5 protein-coding genes are annotated in these 5,282 nt (G+C 39.1%); 2 read left to right on the forward strand and 3 right to left on the reverse strand.

What is annotated here, in order from left to right; genetic code table 11:
• The first annotated feature begins 317 nt into the window (after positions 1-317).
• Entirely contained in the window at positions 318-1,469 is a 1,152-nt protein-coding gene (locus QZ738_RS15325; RefSeq protein WP_293788614.1) for a transglutaminase domain-containing protein, read from the forward strand.
• A gap of 169 nt (positions 1,470-1,638) precedes the next feature.
• Here QZ738_RS15325 and QZ738_RS15330 read toward each other — a convergent pair whose 3' ends face one another.
• The 3 genes from QZ738_RS15330 to QZ738_RS15340 form a co-directional block, all read right to left on the reverse strand.
• Positions 1,639-2,472 carry an AraC family transcriptional regulator gene (locus tag QZ738_RS15330; RefSeq protein ID WP_293788615.1) on the reverse strand — a complete coding sequence of 278 codons (834 nt, stop codon included), beginning with the start codon at positions 2,470-2,472 and terminating at the stop codon, positions 1,639-1,641.
• The gene (locus QZ738_RS15335) at positions 2,473-3,444 is read right to left on the reverse strand and encodes an aldo/keto reductase (protein WP_293788616.1); all 972 of its coding nucleotides are present in this window, start codon (positions 3,442-3,444) and stop codon (positions 2,473-2,475) included. It abuts the gene before it with no gap.
• Between the two features lie 188 nt (positions 3,445-3,632).
• Positions 3,633-4,313: a TlpA disulfide reductase family protein gene (locus QZ738_RS15340; protein WP_293788617.1), complete on the reverse strand. Its 681-nt coding sequence runs from the start codon at positions 4,311-4,313 to the stop codon at positions 3,633-3,635.
• A 395-nt stretch (positions 4,314-4,708) separates the two neighbouring features.
• On the opposite strand from QZ738_RS15340, the gene QZ738_RS15345 reads away from it, so the two are divergent.
• A partial coding sequence (locus QZ738_RS15345) for a DUF2807 domain-containing protein (protein ID WP_293788618.1) occupies positions 4,709-5,282 on the forward strand: 574 nt, incomplete at its 3' end.

The following is a 5,282-nucleotide window of genomic DNA, read 5'->3' on the forward strand; positions in this document are numbered from 1 at the left end:
TAAATCAGAATCATACGCTTCTGAGGCTATTATGAAAGCGGAGCAAAATGCTATGGTTTTAGCAAAATAGAAGATTATTTATTTAGATGAATAAAGCTGCCTGTTTTGGGCGGCTTTTTTTGTTTAAAGCAAAGAGATTTAACAATATTGTTCTATGCAAAAACATACTAATTGCATGTTTTGTAAATAAGCATGAGCAGTTTTTAATCTGGTTGATAGTCTTGGGTTTAGACCGTTAATTTATTTTTGCTTTCATGCAACCCATGGCTGTTTACTGGCGTCTTTTGGTTTAATGCTGAACCTCAAACGAATTAAAAATGAAACGCGCTATTTTATTCTTACTCCTTTTTTCAATAACAACTACATTCGCCCAAACGAAGCTCAAAGTTATTAAGGCCACTTCTACCAGTGTTGATATCAAGGATGATAACGATCCAGTGAGAAAGAACGCCTGGACAGTCATGCCGAAGGAAAAATTGGATGTTTATGCTACCTCAGCCAAAAAAGTAACTTTCTACACTGATCAGGAATCCATATCCTTCAACGTTGACCCCAAGGTTGGGGAATATAATTTTATCATCCTGGTCAATGGAACCGATACCGCAAGAACACAGGTAAAATATGATGCCAAGGCGCCCAACAGGAGGCCAATTGCTTATCTGGATACCCTTAAAAAAGCGGGAAAATATAATCTTTCTGACAGGCGTGAAATCCCGGTATTTACCTATCAATCTATGGATAACCCCAATCTGGTGCGCATCAGAAAGGATCTCAAGTTGGATTCGGTTGCAGGGAAAGGAAATGAGCTTTCTAAAGTTTTCAATCTATTGCACTGGGTACATAATTTAATCAGGCATGATGGAAACAGTGATAACCCTACCCTTAAAAATGCAATAGAGCTGATTAAGGTGTGCAGGGAGCAAAACCGGGGAGTAAACTGCCGCATGCTGGCCACGGTACTTAACGAATGTTACCTTGCTATGGGCATTAAGTCAAGATACATTACCTGCATGCCAAAAGAAACCAACTTTGATGATTGCCATGTAATTAATATGGTATACAGTAACGATCTTAAGAAGTGGATTTGGATTGACCCCACCTTTGATTCGTATGTGATGGATGAAAAAGGCAACCTGCTCGGTATACAGGAAGTAAGAGAGCGGTTGGTAAAAGGTATGCCGCTGGTATTAAATGCTGATGCAAACTGGAACCGTACAGCCCTTCAATCCAAAGAATATTACCTGCAAACCTATATGGCAAAAAACCTTTACCGTCTGGAAACACCCGTAATCAGTCAGTATGATACCGAAACCTGGACCAGCGGAAAAGAAGTGGCCTATGTGGAGCTGTTGCCATTGGATGGTATTGTTCAGGGCCTCCAGAAAAGAGAATCAACATTTCAGAAAACGGGGGTTAAGTTTATCAATTATAAAATCAATAATCCTGAACTGTTCTGGACTACCCCGTGATAATTCGTAAAAAAAATGGACAAAGCATGATGGGCTCATTTCCCATCTACCGTGTTTTGATTTACTTTTTTACCTATTCATTAGGTATAATTTTCGGATAACGATGTATGTTTAAGCGGTACGATTAATTATTTTTCATTTTACCTAATAAGTAAGTATATCGAGTATGTTATGCTTGCTTAGCTGTTTCTACCTGGATAAGTTCACTTGGAGCTGATCCGAATTTCTTTTTAAAGGTATGTGAAAAATGCGAAAGACTTTCGAAGCCTAAATCTAAATATATTGCCGAAGGCTTTTGACGTTTGTTTTCAATCAAAAATCTGGCAGCGTCAAGCCGCTTCGAAAGTAACCATTGGCGTGGAGGATGGTTAAAAGTTTTTTGAAAATCACGCTTAAATCCTGCCAGGCTCCGGCCTGTTAGCTGAGCAAATTTTTCAATCGGTACATTAAACTGAAAGTTATTAAGCATGAACTTTTCCAGATCTATTTTATAAGGTTCTGAATAATCAAATAAAAAACTTCGTAATACCGGCATTGCCAGCAGCAATAGTTTAACACCCTCTTTTACTTTTAAAATACCCATTTCGTCAGTCATAGATGCCCCCGAACTTCTGGCATATGGAACAATGGAATGAAAATAGCCCTGCAAAAATTCATTGGAGGGGATCAGGAGGTTTGGCGGGCCTGAATATTTCCCGCCAGATTCGAATTTTTCCTCCAATGCAATTTTGCGCATCAGGTCTTCCTGTAACGAGATGACAATGGTTTCATAGCTGCCTCCGCCACCAGGTGTTTTGGTCAGCGTACCCAGCTGATTTTTTCCGATCAGCAACATTTCACCAGCGTCCATTGATATCGTTTGGGCAGAAGTTTCCAGTGTAAATTGTCCTGAAACCTGCAGTATCAGGGTATGATGATTCCAAAAGCATGCCTTCTGTTTCCTTTCGGTAGAGAGGTATGAATAAAATATTACACCAGGAAGGATTTCTGCGGGACTTTCCATCTATCGTTCTAAGTAGGTACCACCTTTAATGGCCCCTATTGCAAAAGTAGTATTTAAAGTATTCATTTCTTCCGGAGTGAAGCTGATTTCCATTGCGTCGATATTTTCAGCCAAACGTGATCTTTTGCTCATGCTTACCAACGGCATGATCTGATCGCCCTGCTCTTTTACCCAGGCAATGGCAAGCTGTGTTGGTGTAACCCCTTTTGTAATGGCTAAATGTTTCAGCACTTCAACTTTTTCAAGATTATTTGTAAGGTTTCCATTTTGGAAACGGGAGAAATGGTTCCGGTAATCATTATCCGGCAGTGGTGCGGTCATTTCGCCGGTTAGCAAACCTTCTGCTGTATTCGCGAAGGCCACAACAGCAATGCCCAATTCCTTAGTGGCCGGCAGCAACTCATTTTCTATCTGCCTTTCTGCGAGTGAATATCCGATTTCTAATGCACTGATCGGGTACACCTCGTTGGCTTTGCGAAGTTGCGCTGCGGTAATTTCAGATACCCCGATGTGTTTAACTTTGCCTTCTTTCACCAGATCCGCCACAGTGCCGATAATATCTTCTACAGGCACACTATTGTCCATCCGGCTTGGTTGATAGAGATCGATGGTTTCGATGCCCAGACGGGTCAATGAGTAATTAACAAAATTTTTGATCGAATTTGGTCTGAGATCAAGCCCTATCCATTGGCCATTATGAAAAATGGCTCCAAATTTTACGCTGATAAAAGCGTCATCGCGCCTTCCCCTAATTGCTTTTCCAATCAGCATTTCATTGTGGCCGGCGCCATAAAAATCGCCGGTGTTCAGGAAATTGATGCCGAGATCCAAAGCTTCATTTATCGTGGCTATACTTTCTGCTTCATCAGGTATTGGTCCTCCCCAAATAGAAGACATACGCATACAACCCAGCCCCAGACTGGAAACTAAAGGGCCGTTCTGGCCTAACTGAATTTTTTTGATGTTTTTCATAACACAAATATCTGCGTTTGAGAAGAGAGCGGATTGTGTACACGGCTCAATTAATTTGCTTGTGCAGCTCAATTTGGTAATGAATTCTAAATTTTAAATACACTATATTTGTACCCAGGTAGATATATTCTCAATTGGTATAAAGCTGCCCTGATGCTCTGGGATGGCATTTTTATGGGGGCGGAATTTTATAGCAGGTTGTTTAGCAAAATTGATATTTGGTTACTGGAACTGGAAATTTCGCCGTAAACATCCACAACATAACCGTTTTTATCCAAAATGAGATTTGTAGGAAAAGCAGAAATTTTTAGGTTATTTATTTCTTTTTTGGCATTCAGAATATGGGTAAAGCTAAAATTGACTTTCTTTAAAAAGGCATCAACCGTTTTTTGGTCCTCAAAGGTAATTGCAATACAATTAAATTTATTTCGCGACTGTATATGTAACGAATCAAGCAGAGGAATTTCGGCTACACACGGTATACAGTTTGTAAACCAGAAGTTAATGATAGTTGGCTTACCACTCAAAAAGGTCTTTGGGTAGTTTGTGCCTTTTTCATTTTTAAAGCGTTCGATAGGAAAGCGGGTGCCAATCAGTTTTTTTTGTTCACCATAAGGATCAATATAGTTTCCCTTTTTATCTTTTACGGTAAGTACGGTAATTTTAGGAGTGATGATTACCGAATCATTACGGTTTGTTTTCGATACAATGCGTTCTTCAACCTTTCCGTTTTTAGAAAGGTTGTCCTTAACCTTCTGATAAGTTTCAGCATCAATGATTTTGCCATTCGGCATTTTATAATAATGGTTTTGTTGCCCGGAAACAGATAGGGAAAAAAGAAAAAATAAGGAAATAAAGAGAGACTTCATAATCATACGGGATGGATTTTTTTGAGTGAACTGCCGCTGTTATCATTATGACCAAATTTTGTTGTAAATGTTGCATGGTAAAACATTTAAATCTGTTTCCCAGGTAATTTTATAAATATTAAACGGCAAATCTGATTCATTTATGAAGTGCATCTTTTTACCGCTGTAATTAGAAATTCGTGCTCAGCCTTGAGCCATAATTGCCTGAAAGAAATATACTTTAATCGCTATTAAATATTTCCCGACAAAATTATTTTCCGTTTCGTCTAGAAATTACGGGCGTTGGTCTATTGGTTGCCTATAATGGTATAATACCAGCTTTTAGCCTGCAACGTTTACGGCTCAACTGCGTCTTAATAACAAAACAATAACAAAGAACTTAAAATATTAAAGATATGAAAACCTTGACAAAAACCTTCTTCGCAATAGCATTAACAGCAGCAGTATTCACTTCATCAGCCATGGCCGCTTTTGCCGCTGAGCCTGTTAAAGCAGAAACAAAAACTTCTTCCTTATCTACATTCAACCGGATCTGGGTAAGTGGCAATGTAAAACTGATCTTAACACAAGGTGATAAACAACATGTAGCAGGCGCAAGCAACTACGATGCTGCAAAAACTTCGGTAACCACTGATGGAAAAACCTTGTTTATCAATTCGATGGAAACCAGCCAGGTAACGCTTCATATTACCGTACAAGATTTGGAAAGGATTGAAGCTTATGGTCAATCGGTAGTGGTCACCAGCAATAACTTTGATGTAAAAAACCTTCAGCTGTTTTTGAGCCAGAGTGCCACTGCGAAAATTAAAACTACAGCAGGCAGTTTGCATACCATTGTTAAAGAGGATGCGGTATTAAAATTAAATGGTACTGCCGATCAAAGTACAATGATTGCCAGTAATATGAAGAATGTAAAATTAGCTGATTTTGCCAGTCTTAAATCAGAATCATACGCTTCTGAGGCTATTA

This window comes from uncultured Pedobacter sp. (genome assembly GCF_913776295.1).
GTDB lineage: Bacteria > Bacteroidota > Bacteroidia > Sphingobacteriales > Sphingobacteriaceae > Pedobacter.